At 65.0% G+C, this 19,868-nt stretch carries 19 protein-coding genes; 13 read left to right on the forward strand and 6 right to left on the reverse strand.

Annotated features, from left to right (window positions below; all coding sequences use genetic code 11):
* Positions 1 to 279: 279 nt before the first annotated feature.
* Positions 280 to 867: a PadR family transcriptional regulator gene (locus tag ML401_RS03850; RefSeq protein ID WP_194405751.1), complete on the reverse strand. Its 588-nt coding sequence runs from the start codon at positions 865 to 867 to the stop codon at positions 280 to 282.
* A 200-nt stretch (positions 868 to 1,067) separates the two neighbouring features.
* Between ML401_RS03850 and ML401_RS03855 the strand changes: the two genes are divergently transcribed.
* The 4 genes from ML401_RS03855 to ML401_RS03870 all read left to right on the forward strand — a co-directional run bounded on the left by ML401_RS03855 (position 1,068) and on the right by ML401_RS03870 (position 6,855).
* Entirely contained in the window at positions 1,068 to 1,451 is a 384-nt protein-coding gene (locus ML401_RS03855; RefSeq protein WP_207938505.1) for a nuclear transport factor 2 family protein, read from the forward strand.
* 99 nt (positions 1,452 to 1,550) lie between these two features.
* A complete protein-coding gene (locus tag ML401_RS03860; RefSeq protein ID WP_211418757.1) occupies positions 1,551 to 3,341 on the forward strand; it encodes an acyl-CoA dehydrogenase C-terminal domain-containing protein in 1,791 nt (596 codons plus the stop codon).
* Between the two features lie 73 nt (positions 3,342 to 3,414).
* On the forward strand, positions 3,415 to 4,623 hold the full coding sequence (locus ML401_RS03865; RefSeq protein WP_194405754.1) for an acetyl-CoA C-acetyltransferase: 1,209 nt from the start codon (positions 3,415 to 3,417) through the stop codon (positions 4,621 to 4,623).
* Between the two features lie 18 nt (positions 4,624 to 4,641).
* Complete coding sequence (locus ML401_RS03870) at positions 4,642 to 6,855, forward strand: FAD-dependent oxidoreductase (RefSeq protein WP_285809963.1); 2,214 nt, start codon at positions 4,642 to 4,644, stop codon at positions 6,853 to 6,855.
* 81 nt (positions 6,856 to 6,936) lie between these two features.
* Here ML401_RS03870 and gstA read toward each other — a convergent pair whose 3' ends face one another.
* On the reverse strand, positions 6,937 to 7,551 hold the full coding sequence (gstA, locus tag ML401_RS03875; protein WP_285809965.1) for a glutathione transferase GstA: 615 nt from the start codon (positions 7,549 to 7,551) through the stop codon (positions 6,937 to 6,939).
* Positions 7,552 to 7,677: 126 nt separating this feature from the next.
* Here gstA and ML401_RS03880 point away from each other — a divergent pair, with 126 nt between their 5' ends.
* The 3 genes from ML401_RS03880 to ML401_RS03890 all read left to right on the forward strand — a co-directional run bounded on the left by ML401_RS03880 (position 7,678) and on the right by ML401_RS03890 (position 10,329).
* Positions 7,678 to 8,175, forward strand: a complete 498-nt coding sequence (locus ML401_RS03880; protein WP_194405757.1) for a MarR family winged helix-turn-helix transcriptional regulator — start codon at positions 7,678 to 7,680, stop codon at positions 8,173 to 8,175.
* 99 nt (positions 8,176 to 8,274) lie between these two features.
* The gene (locus ML401_RS03885; protein WP_194405758.1) at positions 8,275 to 9,645 is read left to right on the forward strand and encodes a glutamate--cysteine ligase; all 1,371 of its coding nucleotides are present in this window, start codon (positions 8,275 to 8,277) and stop codon (positions 9,643 to 9,645) included.
* 105 nt (positions 9,646 to 9,750) lie between these two features.
* The gene (locus tag ML401_RS03890; protein WP_211418754.1) at positions 9,751 to 10,329 is read left to right on the forward strand and encodes a PAN domain-containing protein; all 579 of its coding nucleotides are present in this window, start codon (positions 9,751 to 9,753) and stop codon (positions 10,327 to 10,329) included.
* A gap of 125 nt (positions 10,330 to 10,454) precedes the next feature.
* On the opposite strand, the gene ML401_RS03895 is transcribed toward ML401_RS03890, so the two are convergent.
* The 4 genes from ML401_RS03895 to ML401_RS03910 all read right to left on the reverse strand — a co-directional run bounded on the left by ML401_RS03895 (position 10,455) and on the right by ML401_RS03910 (position 14,017).
* Positions 10,455 to 11,021, reverse strand: coding sequence for a nucleotidyltransferase family protein (locus ML401_RS03895; RefSeq protein WP_285809970.1), 567 nt, complete (start codon positions 11,019 to 11,021; stop codon positions 10,455 to 10,457).
* Between the two features lie 16 nt (positions 11,022 to 11,037).
* Complete coding sequence (lepB, locus tag ML401_RS03900; protein WP_194405761.1) at positions 11,038 to 11,814, reverse strand: signal peptidase I; 777 nt, start codon at positions 11,812 to 11,814, stop codon at positions 11,038 to 11,040.
* Positions 11,811 to 13,238, reverse strand: a complete 1,428-nt coding sequence (gene tldD, locus ML401_RS03905) for a metalloprotease TldD (protein WP_211418752.1) — start codon at positions 13,236 to 13,238, stop codon at positions 11,811 to 11,813. The genes lepB and tldD overlap by 4 nt, the downstream gene beginning before the upstream one ends.
* A 233-nt stretch (positions 13,239 to 13,471) precedes the next feature.
* Entirely contained in the window at positions 13,472 to 14,017 is a 546-nt protein-coding gene (locus ML401_RS03910; protein ID WP_211418751.1) for an invasion associated locus B family protein, read from the reverse strand.
* Between the two features lie 458 nt (positions 14,018 to 14,475).
* On the opposite strand from ML401_RS03910, the gene coxB reads away from it, so the two are divergent.
* From coxB to ML401_RS03940, 6 genes are all read left to right on the forward strand, one after another.
* Complete coding sequence (gene coxB / locus ML401_RS03915) at positions 14,476 to 15,315, forward strand: cytochrome c oxidase subunit II (RefSeq protein ID WP_285809973.1); 840 nt, start codon at positions 14,476 to 14,478, stop codon at positions 15,313 to 15,315.
* Positions 15,316 to 15,402: 87 nt separating this feature from the next.
* On the forward strand, positions 15,403 to 17,022 hold the full coding sequence (ctaD, locus tag ML401_RS03920; protein WP_194405765.1) for a cytochrome c oxidase subunit I: 1,620 nt from the start codon (positions 15,403 to 15,405) through the stop codon (positions 17,020 to 17,022).
* Positions 17,023 to 17,082: 60 nt separating this feature from the next.
* Complete coding sequence (locus tag ML401_RS03925; RefSeq protein ID WP_285809975.1) at positions 17,083 to 18,027, forward strand: heme o synthase; 945 nt, start codon at positions 17,083 to 17,085, stop codon at positions 18,025 to 18,027.
* On the forward strand, positions 18,024 to 18,200 hold the full coding sequence (locus tag ML401_RS03930; RefSeq protein ID WP_063197888.1) for a hypothetical protein: 177 nt from the start codon (positions 18,024 to 18,026) through the stop codon (positions 18,198 to 18,200). Before ML401_RS03925 ends, ML401_RS03930 begins: the two co-directional genes overlap by 4 nt.
* A 5-nt stretch (positions 18,201 to 18,205) precedes the next feature.
* Positions 18,206 to 18,859, forward strand: coding sequence for a cytochrome c oxidase assembly protein (locus tag ML401_RS03935; RefSeq protein ID WP_194405767.1), 654 nt, complete (start codon positions 18,206 to 18,208; stop codon positions 18,857 to 18,859).
* Between the two features lie 79 nt (positions 18,860 to 18,938).
* A complete protein-coding gene (locus ML401_RS03940; RefSeq protein ID WP_194405768.1) occupies positions 18,939 to 19,835 on the forward strand; it encodes a cytochrome c oxidase subunit 3 in 897 nt (298 codons plus the stop codon).
* The last annotated feature ends 33 nt before the right edge of the window (positions 19,836 to 19,868 follow it).

Raw genomic sequence — 19,868 nt, forward strand, 5'->3', positions numbered from 1 at the left:
ACAATCGAATTTGGCGCGGGTCGTCTGCCTCGAAAACCGACTTTTGTCCGTTACGGTAAATAACGGGTTAAGGAATGCCTTGCCGGTGTCTTAAAGTTGGGCGGGAGAACACCAGCCCCGGAACCGGTGCGCTCCCTCCCCCGCTTGCGGGGAGGGCTGGGGAGAGGGTGCCTCCGCGCTGCGACAGCCCCCAAGAGGAGAAAGCCCTCACCCGCGCCTTCGGCGCGACCTCTCCCGCAAGCGGGAGAGGTTTTGGCGCCGCCGTCGCTGATCGAGCTCTCAGCCCTTCTCCCGCTTGCCCTCGTCCAGCGGCACCACCGTGGCCTTGCCGCTCATCGCCGACAGCGCGGCGAGGGTCTCCTCGCAGAAGTCGGCCACCATCTGCTCGTGACGGGCCCCCAGGCGGAGCAGCAGCAGATTGCCGAGGTCGAGCCGGCCCTCCGCGGTGCCGTCGGGAAAGCGCTTCTTCAGGATGCGCTCGTAATTGGCGTGGCGGTCGCGGTGGTGCTCCAGGCGGGCCATCAGGTCGGCGCGCAGCGGCTCGATGTCGATGCTGTCGAGGGCGTGGAGGCGGACCAGCAAATCGTCCTTGGTCGAGGCCGGCGTGCTTGGTCGCGCGGCCCAGTGCCGCAGCGCTGTTCGCCCCTCCGGAGTGAGCGTATAAACCAGCTTGTTGGGCTTGCCTGTCTGCACGACCTCGCGGCCCTGGATGTGGCCGCGGTCGCGCAGCTTGGAGAGCTCGCGGTAGATCTGCTGATGGTCGGCCTTCCAGAAGAAGCCGATCGAGGAATCGAACGTCTTGGCGAGCTCGTAGCCCGTCATCGGACGTTCCGTCAGACATGCGAGGATCGCGTCGCCCAGGGCCATGCCCGGCCTCCTTGTTTCAACCTCGACCATCGTGCTTGACTTTATGCGCATTGGCGCATATGCGTCAATGTGCATATCGCGGCATCGCGGGGCGGGCGAAAGATCCGACCCGAAAAGCCCAGCGAAATCAATCACCACGCTACTGCGCATGGGGTTGTTTTCGCACTTTTTAGTCCAGGCCTTTAGGGAGGCAGCTGAGAATGACCGGCCTCGATTCCTGGTACGCCTACATGAAGTCCCATGACCGCGCCGCGCTCTGGGACCTCCTGCATCCCGATGCCGTGTTCGAAAGCCCCGTCGTCCACACGCCGCAGCGCGGGCGCGACATCACCTTCAAATACCTTTCCAGCGCCGAGCAGGTGCTCGGCGGCCCGACCTTCACCTATGTCGGCGAATGGCGCAGCGACAACGGCGCCGTGCTCGAATTCAAGACCGAGATCGACGGCATCGAGATCAACGGCGTCGACATCATCAGCTTCGATGCCGAGGGACGCATCACGCACTTCAAGGTGATGGTGCGTCCGCTCAAGGCGATCAACATGCTGCACCGCCTGATGGCGGAGCGGCTGGCCGCCCAATCATGACCCTGCCCTGAGGTTGCAGAACCCGCTAAGCTCGCGGGCCAGGCTGCGCCGCAGGAACGACTGACATCACTTTCGAAGGCCCATTGCCGGGAGACCCCCATGCCGATCTACAAAGCCCCCGTCGAAGACGTGAACTTCCTGCTCAACGACGTCTTCCAGATCGACCGCTACGACAATCTCGCCGGCTTCTCCGATGCGTCGAGCGACGTGCGCGAAGCCATTTTGGGCGAAGCTGCCAAGCTCGCCGAAGAGGTGCTGCAGCCGCTCAATCGCGTCGGCGATCTCGAAGGCTGCAAGCGCGCCGATGACGGCAGCGTCACCACCCCGAAGGGCTTCAAGGACGCCTTCAAGCAGGTCGCCGAAGGCGGCTGGCTCGGCCTGTCGGCGCCGACCGAGTTCGGCGGCCAGGGCCTGCCGGTGACGCTCTCCCAGGCCGTCAACGAATTCCAGATCTCCGCCAACATGGCGTTCTCGATGTATGGCGGCCTCACCATGGGCGCGACCGCGGCGCTGATCGTTCACGGCTCGCCCGAGCAGAAGCAGACCTATGTGCCGAAGATGGTGGCGGGCGAATGGACCGGCACCATGAACCTGACCGAGCCGCATTGCGGCACCGATCTCGGCATGCTCCGCACCAAGGCGGTGCGCCAGGCGGACGGCAGCTTCAAGATCACGGGGACCAAGATCTTCATCTCGGCCGGCGAGCATGATCTGGCCTCCAACATCATCCACCTCGTGCTGGCCCGCATCGAAGGCGCACCCGCCGGCATCAAGGGCGTGTCGCTGTTTGTGGTGCCGAAATTCCTGGTCAATGCCGACGGTTCGGTGGGCGCGCGTAACGGCGTCGTCTGCGGCTCGATCGAGCACAAGATGGGCATCCACGGCAACTCGACCTGCGTGATGAACTACGACAACGCCACCGGCTGGCTGATCGGCGAAGAGAACAAGGGCATGCAGGGCATGTTCGTGATGATGAACGAGGCCCGCCTCGGCGTCGCCGTGCAGGGCCTCGCGCAGTCGGAAGTCGCCTATCAGAACGCGGTCGCCTACGCCCGCGAGCGCATCCAGGGCCGTTCGCTGACCGGTGCCAAGGCGCCGGACAAGCAGGCCGACCCGATCATCGTGCACCCCGACGTGCGCCGCACGCTGCTCTCGATCCGCGCGTTCAACGAGGCCGCCCGCGCCTTCGTGATGTGGACCGCGCTGAAGAGCGACGTCGCGCATCGCTCGGAGGACCCGAAGGACCGCCAGGCCGCCGACGACCACATGGGCCTGATGACGCCGGTGCTGAAGGGCTTCCTCACCGATTACGGCTTTGCCAACGCGGTGCAGGCGCAGCAGATGTATGGCGGCCACGGCTACATCGCCGAGCAGGGCATGGAGCAGTTCGTGCGCGATGCACGCATCGCCATGATCTACGAAGGCGCCAACGGCATCCAGGCGCTCGACCTCGTCGGCCGCAAGCTGCCGCGCGACGGCGGCCGCGCCATCATGGCGTTCTTCGGCGAGGTCATGGCCTTCGCCAAGGAGAACGGCGGCGACGAGGCGCTGAAGCCGTTCATCGCCCCGCTGTCGGCTTCGCTCGGCCATCTGCAGCAGGCCACCACCTGGCTGATGCAGAACGCGATGGCAAAGCCCGACAATGCCGGTGCTGCCGCAACCGATTACCTGCATCTCTTCGGCTTCGTCGCGCTCGGCTATATGTGGGCGAAGATGGCGAAGGTGACGAACGCCAAGATTGCCGAGAGCGGGGCGACCCCCTATCTCTCGACCAAGCTGGTCACCGGCCGTTTCTTCATGGAGCGGATGCTGCCGGAGACGGCGGCCAATCTCGCGCGCATCCAGGCCGGCTGCGCCACCATCATGGAATTGCCGGCGGAAGCGTTCTGACGCTTTCCGCTTCACTGGAGATCGCGACCGCGCAGCGGTCGCCGCAACAATAACTGCAATCAGGAGGCTCCCCATGGCAGATGCCTATATCTACGATCACGTCCGCACCCCCCGCGGCCGCGGCAAGGCCGACGGCGCGCTGCACGAAGTCACCGCGCTCGCGCTTGCGACCGTGCCGCTGAAGGCGCTGAAGGACCGCAACAATCTGCCTGAGGATTCCGTCGACGACGTCGTGCTCGGCGTGGTCGATCCGGTCGGCGAAGCCGGCAGCGACATCGCGCGCTTCGCCGCGCTCAAGGCCGGCCTCGGCGAAGCCGTCCCCGGCGTGCAGATCAGCCGCTTCTGCGCCTCCGGCCTCGATGCCGTGAATTTTGCCGCAGCCCAGATCATGAGCGGCCAGCATGAGCTCGTGATCGGCGGCGGTGCCGAGTCGATGAGCCGCGTCGGCATCGGTGCCTCCGGCGGTGCCTGGCCGATGGATCCGTCGATGGCGGTGCCGGCCTATTTCATGCCGCAGGGCGTTTCGGCCGATCTGATCGCCACCAAATACGGTTTCTCCCGCGACGACGTCGATGCCTATGCGGTGCAGAGCCAGCAGCGCGCGGCGAAGTCCTGGGAAGAGGGCCGCTTCGACAAGTCGATCGTGCCGGTGAAGGACATCAACGGCCTCACCATCCTCGCCAAGGACGAGCACATGCGTCCCTCGACGACGATGCAGTCGCTGGCGCAGCTGCAGCCCTCGTTCACGATGATGGCGCAGATGGGCGGCTTCGACGGTGTCGCGATCCAGTCGCACCCGGAGATCGAGCGCGTCAACTACGTGCACCATGCCGGCAATTCCTCCGGTATCGTCGACGGTGCCGGCGCCGTGCTGCTCGGCAGCAAGGAGGCGGGTGCAAAGTACGGGATGAAGCCGCGTGCGAAGATTCGCGCCTTCGCCAATATCGGCTCGGAACCGGCGATGATGCTGACCGGTCCGGTCGACGTCACCGAAAAACTGTTCGCGCGCTCCGGCATGAAGAAGTCGGATATCGACCTGTTCGAGCTCAACGAGGCCTTTGCTTCGGTCGTGCTGCGCTACATCCAGGCCTTCGACATCGACAATGCCAAGATCAACGTCAATGGCGGCGCCATCGCGCTCGGCCATCCGCTCGGCGCGACCGGCGCGATGATTTTGGGCACCGTGCTCGACGAGCTCGAGCGCACCAACAAGTCCACCGCCCTCGTCACGCTGTGCATCGGCGGCGGCATGGGCACCGCGACCATCATCGAGCGCGTCTAAGGCTAGGGAGCAACCAACATGGCTTACAAGAACTTCAGGGTTGAGACCGATTCCGACGGCATCGCGCTCGTCACCTGGGACATCCCGGGCCGTTCGATGAACGTGCTCGATGAGACCTCGACCAACGAGCTCGATGCCATCGTCAAGGCGACCACGGCCGATGCCGCGGTGAAGGGCGTCGTCATCACCTCGGCGAAAGAAGCATTCTGCGCCGGCGCCGACCTCTCCATGCTCGAAGGCATGAACCAGGCCTATGCTAAGGTCTTCAAGGAGCAGGGCGAGACCGCCGCGAACCAGATGCTGTTCGACCAGAGCCGGCGCTTCTCGCTGGTGCTGCGTTCGATCGAGACCTCGGGCAAGCCGTGGGCGGCCGCGATCAATGGCCTGGCGCTCGGCGGTGGTTTCGAGATCACGCTGTGCTGCCATTACCGCGTGGCGGCGGAGAATCCCAAGACCCGCCTCGGCCTGCCCGAGGTCAAGGTCGGCCTGTTCCCCGGCGCCGGCGGCACGCAGCGCGTGCCGCGCCTGGTGCCGCCGCAGGACGCCATGACGATCCTGCTCAAGGGCGATCCTGTGACGGTCGAGAAGGCCAAGGCGCTGAATTTGATTCACGCCATCGTTCCCGCAGCCGACCTCGTCAAGGCGGCGAAGGACTGGATCAAGGGCGGCGGCAAGGCGGTCGCGCCGTGGGACGAGAAGGGTTTCAAGCTGCCGGGCGGTCCGGTGTTCTCCAAGGCCGGCATGATGATGTTCCCGGCCGGCAATGCGATCTATCGCCGCGAGACCTACGACAATTATCCGGCCGCGCGCGCCATCATGAGCTGCGTCTATGAGGGCCTGCAGCTGCCGATCGACGCAGCTCTTCGCGTGGAGTCGCGCTACTTCACCTCGGTGTTGCGCTCGAAGGAAGCGGCCGCGATGATCCGCAGCCTGTTCCTGTCGATGCAGGAGCTCAACAAGGGCGCCCGCCGTCCGAAGGACGTGCCCGCCACCAAGGTCAAGAAGATCGCCGTGATCGGCGCCGGCTTCATGGGCGCGAGCGTCGGCTACGTCTCGGCCCGTGCCGGCCTCGACGTCGTCCTGATCGACCGCGACCAGGAAAGCGCCGACAAGGGCAAGGCGCATGCGCAGAAGGTGATCGAGGACCAGATCAAGAAGGGCCGCGCCAAGCCTGCGGACGCCGAAGCGCTGCTCGCGCGGATCACGCCGACCGCGGACTACGCCGCGCTGAAGGACGTTGACCTCGTCATCGAGGCCGTGTTCGAGGATCGCAAGGTCAAGGCCGATACCTTCGCCAAGGCGCAGGAGCACATGAAGCCGGACGTGATCTTCGCGTCCAACACCTCGACGCTGCCGATCACCTCGCTGGCCGAGAGCTTCAAGGACCAGGGCAAGTTCGTCGGCATCCATTTCTTCTCGCCGGTCGAGAAGATGATGCTGGTCGAGATCATCAAGGGCAAGAACACCGGCGATCTCGCGCTTGCGACGGCGCTCGACTACGTCCGGCAGATCGCCAAGACGCCGATCGTCGTCAACGACTCCAGAGGCTTCTTCGCCAACCGCTGCGTCGGCCGCTACGTCGCCGAGGGCAACGAGATGTTCCTCGAGGGCGTGCCGCCGGCGATGATCGAGAACTGCGCCAAGATGGCCGGCATGCCGGTCGGCCCGCTCTCGCTCTCGGACGAGGTCGCGCTCGACCTCGGCCTGAAGATCATGAAGGCGACGGAGGCCGATCTCGGCCCCAACGCCATCAATCCCGATCAGAAGAAGCTGATGGTGGAGATGGTCGAGAAGCAGGGCCGTCTCGGCCGCAAGAACAGCAAGGGCTTCTACGACTATCCCGAGAAGGGCAAGGGCTCGAAGAGCCTGTGGCCGGGCCTCTCGGCCTTGCAGCCGAAGCAGCTCGACCCCGATACGCTCGACATCGAGGAGCTGAAGCAGCGCTTCCTGGTGGTGCAGGCGGTGGAAGCCGCACGCACGGTCGAGGACCACGTCATCACCGATCCGCGCGAGGCGGATGTCGGCTCGATCCTCGGCTTCGGCTTCGCGCCGTTCACCGGCGGCACGCTGTCCTACATCGACTTCATGGGCACGAAGAAGTTCGTCGAGCTCTGCCACAAGCTCGAGGCGAAATACGGCTCGCGTTTCACCCCGCCGAAATTGCTCGAGGAGATGGCGGCGAAGGGCGAAACCTTCTACGGCCGCTTCGCGCCGAAGAAGGCGGCGGCCTGACGAGAAGCCTGTAGCTGCGCAGAATCAAAAAAGGCCGGATCCATCGATCCGGCCTTTTCACTATTTCGGGAGGGCTCTGCCTTACTTCGCCTGCGCGAGGCCTTCCTTCTTCAGCGCTTCCTGGACCTGCGGCCGCGCCGCGACGCGGGCCTTGTAGGCGGCCAGGTTCGGCATCGCCGTGAGGTCGAACTTCATCCGGTCGGCCCAAACCAGCATCGTGAACAGATAGCCGTCGGCCACCGTGAACTGCCTGCCCATCAGGTAGTCGCGGCCGGCGAGCTGGCTGTCGATATATTTCAGCTTGCCCATGACGCGGTCCTTGAAGAAGGCCTTGGCCTCGTCGTTCAGCGCCGGCGCGAACAGCGGGCCGAAGCTCTTGTGCACCTCGGAGGTGAGGAAGTTCAGCCACTCCAGCAGCTTGTAGCGCTCGGAACTGCCGTGGGCCGGCGCCAGCGCCTTGGCCGCTGCCTGATCGGCGATCATCTGGACAATGACCGGGCCTTCGGTCACGATCTCGCCGCTGTCGAGGCCCAGCGCAGGGACCTGGCCCTTGGGGTTCAGCTTCAGATAATCCTCACCATTTTCGAGCTTCTTGGCCCGGATATCGACCTTGACCAGCTCATAGGGCAGGCCGGCTTCCAGGAGCGCGATGTGGGGGGACAGCGAACAGGCACCGGGCGAATAATACAGTTTCATGGAATTTCCTTCTCCTGATGCTTGGTTCGGCCGAAAGAACGATTACATGCAGTTGCTTGGAATAGTCAAGATTGATGCAGCTGCATCAAATGAGGTAAGAGACGGGCGACGAGCTTGAGCGGGACCATGAAACGCAAACCATCGACCGAGGCGACTTCCGCCTGGATCCGCCTGATGCGGGTGCAGAGCCGCGTGCTCGATTGCGTCGAGCAGGATTTGAAGAAGGCCGGCTTCCCGCCGCTCGCCTGGTACGATGCGCTGCTCGAATTGTCACGGGCGCCGAGCGGCGAGCTGCGGCCGGTGGAGCTCGAACGGCAGATGCTGATTCCGCAATATTCCACCTCGCGCCTGATCGACCGCCTGGTCGACGAGGGCCTCGCCTCACGGCGCGAATGCAAGATCGACAAGCGCGGCCAGTTCGTCGAGATCACCGAAGCCGGCCGCGAGCTGCAGAAGCGGATGTGGGGCGCCTATTCGGCGGCGATCGAGAAATATGTCGGTTCGAAACTGTCCGATGCCGATGCCGTCAAGCTCAGCGGTCTGCTCGACCGGCTGGGCTGCTCCTGCGGCGAGATGAAGCTGCCGCCCGTCGCCAACGTCAACGAAACCGCGCCGTCGCGATGATCGCGCGGCACACCAGCTCGTCCGTGCGCCCGGTGGGTTCGCGGACCATCCCCGTCACCCGCGCGCATTCGGTCGAAGCGCCTTTGATTAGAGTTTGATATGGCGCGAGACCAGATCGATATGACGCCGCTGCAATCGCGCGACGAGCTCGTGGCGTGGTTCGAGGCCGGCTGCAAGCCGGCGTCCGAGTGGCGCATGGGCACCGAGCACGAGAAGACGCCGTTCACGCTCGAAGGCCATCGTCCGGTGCCCTATGAGGGCGCGCGCGGCATCGGCGCGCTGCTCGAAGGCATGAAGCTCCTGCTCGGCTGGGAGCCGATCATGGAGAAGGGCAACATCATCGGCCTCTACGACGTCACCGGCGGCGGCGCGATCTCGCTCGAGCCCGGCGGACAGTTCGAGCTCTCCGGCGCCCCGGTCGAGAATGTGCATCAGACCCAGAGCGAGTTGATGGCGCATCTGGCGCAGGTGCGCGAGATCGCAACGCCGCTCGGCATCGGCTTCCTCGGGCTCGGCATGACGCCATCCTGGTCGCGCGCCGACATCCCGATGATGCCCAAGGGCCGCTACAAGATCATGACCAACTACATGCCGAAGGTCGGCCAGTACGGCCTTGACATGATGTACCGGACCTGCACGGTGCAGACCAATCTCGACTTCTCCTCCGAAGCCGACATGGTCAAGAAGCTGCGCGTGTCGCTCGCGCTGCAGCCGGTCGCAACCGCCCTGTTCGCCAACTCGCCGTTCACCGAAGGCAAGCCGAACGGCTTCCTCTCCTTCCGCTCCGAGATCTGGCGCGACACCGACAACGCGCGGTCGGGCATGATGCCGTGGGCGTTCGAGGACGGCATGGGCTTCGAGCGCTATGTCGACTATGCGCTCGACGTGCCCATGTATTTCGTCAAGCGCGACGAGGACTACATCGACGTGTCGGGCTCCTCGTTCCGCGCGTTCTTCGAGGGCCGCAACAACAATCTTCCGGGCGAGCGTCCGACGCTGTCGGACTGGGCCAATCATTTGTCGACCATCTTCCCGGAAGTGCGGCTCAAGCGCTATCTGGAGATGCGCGGTTCCGACGGCGGTCCATGGGGCCGGTTGCCGGCGCTGCCGGCGTTCTGGGTCGGGCTGCTCTATGACGATGTCGCGCTCGATGCGGCCTGGGAGATCGTCAAGCACTGGACCGCGCCCGAGCGTCAGGCCCTGCGCGACGACGTGCCGCGCTTCGGCTTCAAAGCGCGGATCAAGAACCGTTACCTGTTCGAGATCGCCAAGGAATGCCTCGTTCTGGCCCATGCCGGCCTGCGCCGTCGCGGCCGGATCGACCAGCTCGGCCGCGACGAAACCCGGCATCTGGAGCCGCTCGACCGCATCATCGATTCCGGCCGGACGCCGGCCGAGGAAATGTTGGACAAGTTCAACGGTCCCTGGAAGGGCTCGGTGGAACCGGCCTACGCGGAATACGCGTTCTAGGGACCCGATCGGGAGTTCAGCCGTTCATCGCCCATACAGGTTTGCGGCGATCAAATGACCGGCTGAAAAAACCTGAGCGTCCTCAATAACTCGAAAGCTGTTCCGATGGGGAAGGGCCGCCTGTCCGGCGCCGTCATGGCAAAGGTCTTGGCAAAGGTCGTGGCCTGTGCCGCGCTGCTGTCGCTCGCATTTGCGAGCGTGCCGGCGCGCGCCCAGACGGCGTTCGACCGGCCCGGCGGCGACTATTTCAGCTCGCCGGTCGCGTCGGGCGATCCGGAGGATTGCGCGCTGCTGTGCGAGCGCGACCGCCGCTGCCGCTCCTGGAGCTTCAGCTATCCCGACGTCGAAGGCGGCTCGGCGGTGTGCTGGCTCAAGAACACCGTGCCGGCGCGCGTGCCGGGAAGCTGCTGTATCTCCGGCGTGCGCGGCGCCGGCGTGATCGAGCCGCGGGTCGAGGGCGTGGAGACGTCAATCGACCGCCCCGGCGGGGACCTGCGCAATTTCGAGCTCAAGGACGGCGAGAGCGTGGAGGCCTGCAAGGCCGCGTGCACCGCCGACAACAAGTGCCGCGCCTTCACCTATGCCCGCCCCGGCTACACCGGGCGCGAGGCGCGCTGCTTCCTGAAAAAGGAAATCAAGCCGCCGCGCCGCAAGGCAGGGTTCACGTCGGGCGTGGTTCGGTAGGGGCCGGTCTCACTGCAGGCGCAGGTGCCGTTGGTTGGGCGAAGGTGCCCCTGCGCCGTGTCCACGAACTGTCCAATACGGCGACGGATCCGTGGGGACGCTTCGCTTTGCCCCCCACGAGATACTCAGTCCGCTGCAATCACTGTGAGCTCCGGCCACAGGGTCTTCCATCGCGCGGTCTTCACCGCGTAATTCGCTGCGGAAAAATTTGGTCCCGGATTGGGCCGCGCGATCAATCCCGCAACGTCGTCAAAGCCGTGCGGCGCGTAGACCTCGTAGCCATCTCCTGCGCGCCTCACGCCGACCTGCGTATTCTGCGTGAGGAAGCGGTCGAGGCCGTCGGTCGAACGCGTCAACGGCGGATAGGGCAGGCCGTGCTTGTCGGGGTACCATAGATGCACACGCGCCTGGTTGCGGATCTCGATCTTGGCGCCGAGATGCGTGAGCCGCGCATCTAGCTTGCGGATCACAGCATCCTCCGCCTCCCACGAAATATCGGGATCGAAATAGAACACGTCGTAATCGGCAATGCCGTGATCGACCGCGCGGCCCGTGAGCGCGTTCCACACCGTCTGCACCAGGCAACCAGAGACGAGCCACGCGTCCGGCAGGGCGAGGCGGTGCAGTTCATCGATGATCGCGACGTTGACGGGATTTCTCAGCGCGAGCGCGAGGAATTCGTCGCGGTTCATCGTGAGATGAGGAGGGTCAATGCACGGCGGTAAAGAACCGTGCGGGCCGGAAGCCGGACAGCCAGGTCCATACCGGCTGGCTGCGCATGCCGAGATCCCAGGAGCCGAGCACCGCATCCGCGCGGCCGATCAGATTGTCGATCGGCAACAGGCCGACGCCGCCGGAGCGCACCGACACGCGGCTGTCGGAGGAGTTGTCGCGGTTGTCGCCGAGCACGAAAAGATGACCGGCCGGCACCGTCACCTCCGGCGTGTTGTCGAGCCGGCCGTTGTCGCGCATCTTGAAGATCAGGTGCGAGACGCCGTTCGGCAGCGTCTCGACATAGCGGTAGGCGGGCTCGCTGCCGCCATTGTCGTCCTCGGCAGCTCCGACGCCGTCCGGCTTGAGCTCGGCGGGGCGGTCGTTGATGAAGAGCTGGCCCTGCCGCATCTGGATGCGATCACCGGGCAGACCCACCACGCGCTTGACCCAGGCCTGCGAACGATCGCCCGGCCAGCGAAACACCACGACGTCGCCCTGCTTCGGCGTCTCCGCGAACACGCGGCCGGTCTCGGGCAGGCTGATCTGGATCGGCAGGGAGGAGCTGCCGTAGCCATAGGGGAATTTCGAGGCGAGCAGCGCGTCTCCGATCAGCAGCGTCGGCTCCATCGAGCCCGACGGCACGTAGAACGGTTCGGCGAGCGCGCCCTTGGCGATGAACACGGCGACGACGATGCCGGCGAGCTGAACGATCTGCCCGCCCCAGCCGCTGCTCTTCCGCTTGGAGGCGACAGTTACTTTTTCAACGCTCATGCGCCCGTTCCACCCACCGTAATGCGTTCCATCAGCAGCGACGGCTGGCCGACGCCGACAGGCACGCCCTGACCGTTCTTGCCGCAGGTGCCGATGCCGGTATCGAGCGCGAGATCGTTGCCGATCATGCGGATGCGATGCAGGTCGGTCGGCCCGTTGCCGATCAGCATGGCGCCCTTGAGCGGCGCGCCCAGCTTGCCGTTCTCGATCTTGTAGGCCTCGGTGCACTGGAACACGTACTTGCCCGAAGTGATGTCCACCTGGCCGCCGCCGAAATTCGCGGCAAAGACGCCGTTCTTCACCGAGGCGAGGATCTCGGCCGGGTCGCGGTCGCCCGCGAGCATGTAGGTATTGGTCATGCGCGGCATCGGCACGTGGGCATAGCCCTGGCGGCGGCCGTTGCCGGTCGGCTTCATGTTCATCAACCGCGCGTTCTGGCGGTCCTGCATGTAGCCGACCAGGATGCCGTCCTCGATCAGCACGGTGCGATTGGTCGGCGTGCCCTCGTCGTCGATCGACAGCGAGCCGCGACGCGAGGCAATGGTGCCGTCGTCGACCACGGTGACGCCCTTGGCCGCGACCTGCTGGCCCATCAGGCCCGCAAAAGCAGACGTCTTCTTGCGGTTGAAATCGCCTTCGAGTCCATGGCCGACCGCTTCATGCAGCATCACGCCGGGCCAGCCGGCCCCGAGCACGACGTCCATCTCGCCGGCGGGGGCGGGGATCGATTCCAGATTGACCAAGGCCTCGCGCAGCGCGCCATCGGCGGCCTCGCGCCAGCTCCGGCTCTCGATGAATTCGGCATAGCCGGCGCGGCCGCCATAACCTTTGCTGCCGCTCTCCTGGCGGTCACCCTGGCCGGCGACGACGGAGACGTTGACGCGCACGAGCGGGCGGATGTCGCGATAGCTCTCGCCGTCCGGGCGCAGGATCTCGACCACCTGCCAGGTCGCGCCCAGGCTGACGCTGACCTGCCGCACCCGCGGATCCTTGTCGCGCAAATAAGCGTCGATCTCGGCGAGCAGCTTGACCTTGGTCTCGAAGCCCGGCGCGTCGAGCGGGTTGTCGTCGCCATAGAGCCGCACATTGGTGCGGGGAGGCGGCGCGGCAAAGCTGCCGGAATAGCCGCCGCGCACGGCCGCGACCGCGTCCGCCGCGCGCATCAGCGCCGGCAGCGAGACGTCGGAGGAGTGGGCATAGCCCACGGCGTCATCCTTGACCGCGCGCAGGCCAAAACCCTGCGAGGTGTCGTAGGTCGCCTGCTTCAGCCGCCCATTGTCGAACATCAGCGCTTCGGTCTGGCTGTACTCCAAGAACAGCTCGCCATCGTCGGCGCCGGAAAGCCCGCGCGCGACCTCGTGGCGAACCTGGTCGCGATCGAGATTGGCGCGGTCGAGCAGGGAGGTTGTGGCAGGATTTGTCATGCGTCCGTCCATTAGCGGAAGATCTGGGGCAAGATAATGGTTTCGGACCGGTTCCGCGAGGGGGCGGGGCGTCACATTACCGAAACGATAGGTGTGGCAGGACGTTCGCCAAAACGTGCCGCAAGCATGAGTCCATCCCCGTCATCCTTCGAGGCTCGCACAGCACCGCGATCGCGCTGCCGAACTCGCGCCTCAGGATGACGGGATTGGAGCGCAGGCGATCGCGTGCCGCCCTACGGCAGCTTGTCGTAGCCCTCGCCGAGGCCGTTCAGGCTGAGCGGGAAGCCGATGCCTTCTTCCGGGGTCTCGAAGATGATGAAGGTGGCGGTCTTGGCGGTGCGGAGCTGGCCGAGCAGCTTGTCGTCCATGACGACCTCGGCGACGCAGCCATTGGGCAGGCAGCGGACGAAGCCGGCGCGGCCGACGTCCTGGTTGTCGAGCTTGAGGCCGAGGCCGGAGGGCAGCAGGACGCCCAGCGGCGCGACCACGCGCATCAGGCGGCTCTTCTGGTCGGCGGTCTTCAGCACGATGACGGTCAGGCCGGCATTGGAGCGGTCTTCCGCGACCACGCTCTGGATCAGAGCGCATTGCTCGGTCTGAGCGCCCGGCGGCGTGTCGCAGCGAATCTGCCAGTCGCCATGGACGGAGCGTACTGCGCCCTGCGCATAGGCGAGGCCAGGAAGCGCCAGCAGGGCGAGCGTAACCAGCATGGCGGCCAGCGCCGGGAGGTGGTTAAGCTGCCTTGTCGCCGGCCTAGCCATCGCTTTCGAAAGCCCCATCGGCTCGGTCCCTCTGCTCGCCTTCCTCGCTCGCGCTTGGCGGACTAATCTGGCGGACTGATACGGGAATGACGGCGTCTTGAAGGCAATTCCCAAGCAAATTCCACGCCGCCTCACGCCGCCGCCGCCCGCACGAATCAGGTTCCTGCGCGGCCATCCGCCAGTGCCTAACGCGGGCAATTCCGCTGTCAAGCGGCAGCATCCCGGCGAACGGTATTTTTGTCTGATCTTACTAGGAAATATCTTGCGGGTGATCGCTGGCAGACAGGGCTCAAGACTGCATTGCGATAGATCAAAAACTATGGTTTGAGAGGCTTGATTTCGGCGTTCTAGCGATCTGGCCCCAATTCCTCTTAGAGGTATTCTTGCGCGGCGGTTTGTCAGGCGGGCGGATCGAATAAGCGTTTCCACACAGGGGAGCGCACTTGGGGTGACTTCGTAAGGGGAGCGCGAACGGCATGAGGATGTCGATGGGCCGGATAGGCCGGCACTTGCTGGGATTGGCCGTGGCGGGTCTGACGCTGGCGACAGGCCGTGCGGCATTTGCCGAGCTCGGACAGCCGAAGCCCTGGGAATGGACGCTTCAGGAGTCCGGTTCCCCGGTGATGGACAACATCGTCTGGTTCCACAATTTTCTGTTCGTGCTGATCACGCTGATCACGCTGTTCGTTCTGGCGCTGCTGGTGATCGTGGTCATCAAGTTCAACGCGCGGGCCAATCCGGTGCCGTCGCGGACCACCCACAACACGCTGATCGAGGTCGCCTGGACGCTCGTTCCGGTGCTGATCCTGGTCGGCATTTCGGTGCCGTCGTTCCGGCTTCTGTTCCTCGAGCTCGACGTGCCGAAGGCGGATCTGACCATCAAGGCGACCGGCAAGCAGTGGTACTGGTCCTACGCCTATCCGGATAACGGCAAGTTCGAGTTCGACTCGCTGATGGCGCAGGACAAGCAGCCCCGTCTGCTCGGCGTCGACAACGAGATGGTGGTTCCGGTCAACAAGGTGATTCGCGTCCAGGTCACCGGCGCGGACGTCATCCACGCCTTTGCGTTGCCGGCTTTCGGCGTCAAGATCGACGCCATTCCGGGCCGCCTGAACGAGACCTGGTTCAAGGCCACCAAGACCGGCATGTTCTACGGCCAGTGCTCGGAGCTGTGCGGCAAGGACCACGCCTTCATGCCGATCGCGATTCGCGTCGTGGAGGACCAGGAATTCGCCTCCTGGGTCGAGACCGCGAAGAAGAAATTTGCGAGCGGCGGCACCAGCACCTACGCCTCCGCGGCCGGCCCGACGCAGTAAGCGTCGGGTGACGGCGTGAGGGACTGAAAGCGATAGAAGGGCGGGACCTCCTGGAGGTCCGAACGGGACGCAAGGCAGGATTTGAAAATGGCAACGAGCGCAGCGGCACACGGCGATCACGCCCACGGACATGACGAGCACGCCCATCCGACCGGATGGCGCCGTTACGTCTATTCGACCAACCACAAGGACATCGGCACGATGTACCTCATCTTCGCGGTCATCGCCGGCGTCATCGGCGCCGCGATGTCGATCGCGATCCGTGCCGAGCTGATGTATCCGGGCGTGCAGATCTTCCACGAGACGCACACCTATAACGTGTTCGTGACCTCTCACGGTCTGATCATGATCTTCTTCATGGTCATGCCCGCGATGATCGGCGGCTTCGGCAACTGGTTCGTCCCGCTGATGATCGGCGCGCCGGACATGGCGTTCCCGCGCATGAACAACATCTCCTTCTGGCTGCTGCCGGCCTCGTTCGCGCTGCTGTTGATGTCGACCTTCGTCGAGGGCGAGCCGGGCGCCAACGGCGTCGGCGCGGGCTGGACCATGTACGTGCCGCTGTCGGCCTCCGGCCATCCGGGCCCGGCCGTCGACTTCGCGATCCTGTCGCTCCATCTGGCAGGCGCTTCGTCGATCCTCGGCGCCATCAACTTCATCACCACGATCTTCAACATGCGCGCGCCGGGCATGACCCTGCACAAGATGCCGCTGTTCGTGTGGTCGATCCTGGTGACGGTGTTCCTGCTGCTGCTGTCGCTGCCGGTGCTTGCCGGTGCGATCACCATGCTGCTCACCGACCGCAACTTCCACACGACGTTCTTCAACCCCGAAGGCGGCGGCGACCCCGTGCTGTTCCAGCATCTGTTCTGGTTCTTCGGCCACCCCGAAGTGTACATCCTGATCCTGCCCGCCTTCGGCATGATCAGCCAGATCGTCTCGACCTTCTCGCGCAAGCCCGTGTTCGGCTATCTCGGCATGGCCTACGCCATGGTCGCGATCGGCGGCATCGGCTTCGTGGTGTGGGCGCACCACATGTACACGGTCGGCATGTCCTCGGCGACACAGGCCTATTTCGTCGCCGCGACCATGGTCATCGCGGTTCCGACCGGCGTGAAGATCTTCTCCTGGATCGCCACGATGTGGGGCGGTTCGATCGAATTCCGGGCGCCGATGATCTGGGCGGTGGGCTTCATCTTCCTGTTCACCGTCGGTGGCGTCACCGGCGTCGTGCTGGCGAATGCCGGCGTCGACCGCGTGCTGCAGGAGACCTACTACGTCGTCGCGCACTTCCACTACGTGCTGTCGCTGGGTGCGGTGTTCGGAATCTTCGCCGGCTGGTACTACTGGTTCCCGAAGATGTCGGGCTACATGTACAACGAAACGCTCGCGAAGGCGCACTTCTGGGTCACCTTCATCGGCGTCAACCTGGTGTTCTTCCCGCAGCACTTCCTCGGCCTGTCGGGCATGCCGCGCCGCTATGTCGACTATCCCGATGCGTTCGCGGGCTGGAATCTGGTCTCGTCGGTCGGCTCCTACATCTCCGGCTTCGGCGTGCTGATCTTCCTCTACTGCGTGTTCGACGCCTTCATGAAGAAGGTGCCGGCGGGCGACAATCCGTGGGGTGCCGGTGCGACCACGCTGGAATGGACGCTGCCCTCGCCGCCGCCCTTCCACCAGTTCGAAGTGCTGCCCCGCGTGCAGTAACGATCTCCCGCGGCGCCCGTCACGGGCGCCGCGGCTCTTCTAACGAAGCGAGTTGAATTCGTGTCCGTCCTCGACCAGAACGCCATCGACATCAATCCCCGCATCTCCGAGGCGGAGGTCGGCGACTACATCGCGCTGTTGAAGCCGCGGGTGATGTCGCTGGTGATCTTCACCGCGCTGGTCGGGATGGCGATGGCGCCCGGACACTTCCACCCCGTGCTGGCGTTCACCTCGCTGCTCTGCATCGCCGTCGGTGCCGGCGCCTCCGGCGCGCTCAACATGGCGCTCGAAGGCGACATCGACTCCAAGATGTCGCGCACGGCGAACCGGCCGATCCCGCGCGGCCGCATCACCCGCCCCGAGGCAATGGCGTTCGGCCTGACGCTGTCCTTCTTCTCGGTGATGACGCTCGGCATCCTCGTCAACTGGATCGCGGGCAGCCTGCTCGCCTTCACCATCTTCTTCTACGTCGTGATCTACACGATGGGCCTAAAGCGCTGGACCGCGCAGAACATCGTGATCGGCGGCGCCGCCGGTGCGCTGCCGCCGGTTGTGGCCTGGGCTGCCGTCACGGGCACGGTCGACGTCGAGCCGCTGCTGCTGTTCGCCATCATCTTCTTCTGGACCCCGCCGCATTTCTGGGCGCTGGCGCTGTTCCGCTCCGACGACTACGCGCGCGCCGGCATTCCGATGCTGCCCAACGTCGCCGGTCCCGACGCGACGCGCCTGCAGATCCTGCTCTACACCATCGTGCTGATCGCGGTCGCCGCGGCGCCCTGGGCGCTCGGCTATTTCGACGCCGTCTACGGCATCGTTTCGCTGATGCTGGGGGCCGGCATGCTGGTGCTCGCGATCAACGTCTATATGCGCCGCGAGCGGGCTGCGTCGCTGCGCGCGACCCGCAAGCTGTTTGCCTTCTCGATCCTCTATCTCTTCGTGCTGTTCGCGACCCTGCTGGCCGAGGTCGTGTTCCGGGCACTGGCTCCGATGGTTGGGGGCGCATGATCACCGCGATGGCCGACAAACCCGAGACAGACGGAATCGTCCTCACCGAGGCGCAGAAGAAGAGCCGTCGTCAGCGCTCGATCGCGATCGCACTCGCGCTCGGCGTGCTGGTGGTGCTGTTCTTCGCCGTCACCATGGTCAAGGGACCGGCCGTTCTCGTGCGGCCGATGTAGGACAGATGAATCACGAGCCGACCATATCGCAGGATGTCAGCGCCAAGCCGGGCGATCGTAAGCCGGCCAAGCGCCGCGGACTGGGCCGCGATGCGGTGGTTGCTTCCATCTGCGGCGGCGTGGTCGCGCTGATGGTCGGTGCGTCCTACGCGGCGGTGCCGTTCTACAATTGGTTCTGCCGCGCCACCGGTTTCAACGGAACGACGCAAGTGGCGACCTCCGCGCCGGCCACGGGGCCGATCGCGCGGAAGATCTCCGTGCGTTTCGATTCCAACGTCGCGCCCGGCCTGCCCTGGAAGTTCGAGCCGGAGCAGAACGAGATCGAGGTCAAGATCGGAGAGGTCGTGACCGTCTTCTACACCGTGACCAACCAGGCCGCGCGCACCACGGCCGCCCAGGCCGCCTACAATGTCGCGCCGCTGACGGTCGGATCCTACTTCCAGAAGATCAACTGCTTCTGCTTCACCGAACAGACCATGGCGCCCGGCGAGAAGCGGGAGATGCCCGTTGTGTTCTACGTCGACCCGTCGATCACTGAGGATCACGAGAACGACGGGCTCAACACGATCACGCTGTCCTACACCTTCTATCCGGTGAAGGATCCCGTGGTGAAGCCGCTGGCATCGGGCGAAGGCGACAAGCGCAAGGGAAATCTCTGACCGCCGGGCCCGCGCTCGTAAGGTTGGAACCAAGGGGATAAGTGCCTGACAGGCACGGGATTGAGGAGAGAGACCGCAAATGGCAACGGCGCACACCAAGCATCACGACTATCACCTGGTCGATCCCTCTCCGTGGCCGGCCGTCGGTTCGCTCTCGGCCTTCATCATGGCGGTCGGCGCGATCTCCTGGATGCATCACATGTACTCGGCCGCGCCGATCGTGTTCGGCGTCGGCACCGTGGGCGTGCTCTACACGATGGTGAGCTGGTGGGGCGACGTGATCAAGGAAGCCCAGTACAAGGGCGACCACACCCGCGTCGTGCAGCTGCATCACCGCTACGGCATGATCCTGTTCATCGCCTCCGAGGTGATGTTCTTCGTCGCCTGGTTCTGGGCTTATTTCAACGCGGCGCTGTTTCCGGCCGACGCGGTCCACGCCACCCGTGACGCCGTGTTCGGCTGCGGCCTCGGCACCCAGGCCGGCGCCTGCGCGGTCCCCGGCACCTGGCCGCCGAAGGGCATCGAGACTTTCGATCCCTGGCACCTGCCGCTCCTGAACACGCTGATCCTGCTGACCTCGGGCACCACCGTGACCTGGGCGCACCATGCGCTGCTCGAGAACGACCGCCAGGGCCTGAAATACGGCCTGATCCTCACCGTCGTGCTCGGCGCGCTCTTCACCTGCGTGCAGGCCTATGAGTACGGCCATGCGGCGTTCTCGTTCGGCGGCAACGTCTACGGCGCGACCTTCTTCATGGCGACCGGCTTCCACGGCTTCCACGTGCTGGTCGGCACCATCTTCCTGCTCGTGTGTCTGTTCCGCGCCTATGCCGGCCACTTCACGCCGAAGCAGCACCTCGGCTTCGAGTTCGCCGCCTGGTACTGGCACTTCGTCGACGTGGTCTGGCTGTTCCTGTTCCTCTGCATCTACGTCTGGGGACACGGCGCCGAGACCATGGCCCACGGCGCGCACTGAGCCGCGAGGCAGATGATCACAAAGGGCGGCCAC

This window comes from Bradyrhizobium sp. 62B (assembly GCF_030272265.2).
Classification (GTDB): Bacteria; Pseudomonadota; Alphaproteobacteria; order Rhizobiales; family Xanthobacteraceae; genus Bradyrhizobium.

Coding starts and splice junctions, on each gene's coding strand:
- ML401_RS03850 (WP_194405751.1), bottom strand. CDS start 867: ATGGCCCTGGGCGACGCGATCCTCGCATGTCTGACGGAACGTCCGATG.
- ML401_RS03855 (WP_207938505.1), top strand. CDS start 1,068: ATGACCGGCCTCGATTCCTGGTACGCCTACATGAAGTCCCATGACCGC.
- ML401_RS03860 (WP_211418757.1), top strand. CDS start 1,551: ATGCCGATCTACAAAGCCCCCGTCGAAGACGTGAACTTCCTGCTCAAC.
- ML401_RS03865 (WP_194405754.1), top strand. CDS start 3,415: ATGGCAGATGCCTATATCTACGATCACGTCCGCACCCCCCGCGGCCGC.
- ML401_RS03870 (WP_285809963.1), top strand. CDS start 4,642: ATGGCTTACAAGAACTTCAGGGTTGAGACCGATTCCGACGGCATCGCG.
- gstA (WP_285809965.1), bottom strand. CDS start 7,551: ATGAAACTGTATTATTCGCCCGGTGCCTGTTCGCTGTCCCCCCACATC.
- ML401_RS03880 (WP_194405757.1), top strand. CDS start 7,678: ATGAAACGCAAACCATCGACCGAGGCGACTTCCGCCTGGATCCGCCTG.
- ML401_RS03885 (WP_194405758.1), top strand. CDS start 8,275: ATGGCGCGAGACCAGATCGATATGACGCCGCTGCAATCGCGCGACGAG.
- ML401_RS03890 (WP_211418754.1), top strand. CDS start 9,751: ATGGGGAAGGGCCGCCTGTCCGGCGCCGTCATGGCAAAGGTCTTGGCA.
- ML401_RS03895 (WP_285809970.1), bottom strand. CDS start 11,021: ATGAACCGCGACGAATTCCTCGCGCTCGCGCTGAGAAATCCCGTCAAC.
- lepB (WP_194405761.1), bottom strand. CDS start 11,814: ATGAGCGTTGAAAAAGTAACTGTCGCCTCCAAGCGGAAGAGCAGCGGC.
- tldD (WP_211418752.1), bottom strand. CDS start 13,238: ATGACAAATCCTGCCACAACCTCCCTGCTCGACCGCGCCAATCTCGAT.
- ML401_RS03910 (WP_211418751.1), bottom strand. CDS start 14,017: ATGGGGCTTTCGAAAGCGATGGCTAGGCCGGCGACAAGGCAGCTTAAC.
- coxB (WP_285809973.1), top strand. CDS start 14,476: ATGAGGATGTCGATGGGCCGGATAGGCCGGCACTTGCTGGGATTGGCC.
- ctaD (WP_194405765.1), top strand. CDS start 15,403: ATGGCAACGAGCGCAGCGGCACACGGCGATCACGCCCACGGACATGAC.
- ML401_RS03930 (WP_063197888.1), top strand. CDS start 18,024: ATGATCACCGCGATGGCCGACAAACCCGAGACAGACGGAATCGTCCTC.
- ML401_RS03935 (WP_194405767.1), top strand. CDS start 18,206: ATGAATCACGAGCCGACCATATCGCAGGATGTCAGCGCCAAGCCGGGC.
- ML401_RS03940 (WP_194405768.1), top strand. CDS start 18,939: ATGGCAACGGCGCACACCAAGCATCACGACTATCACCTGGTCGATCCC.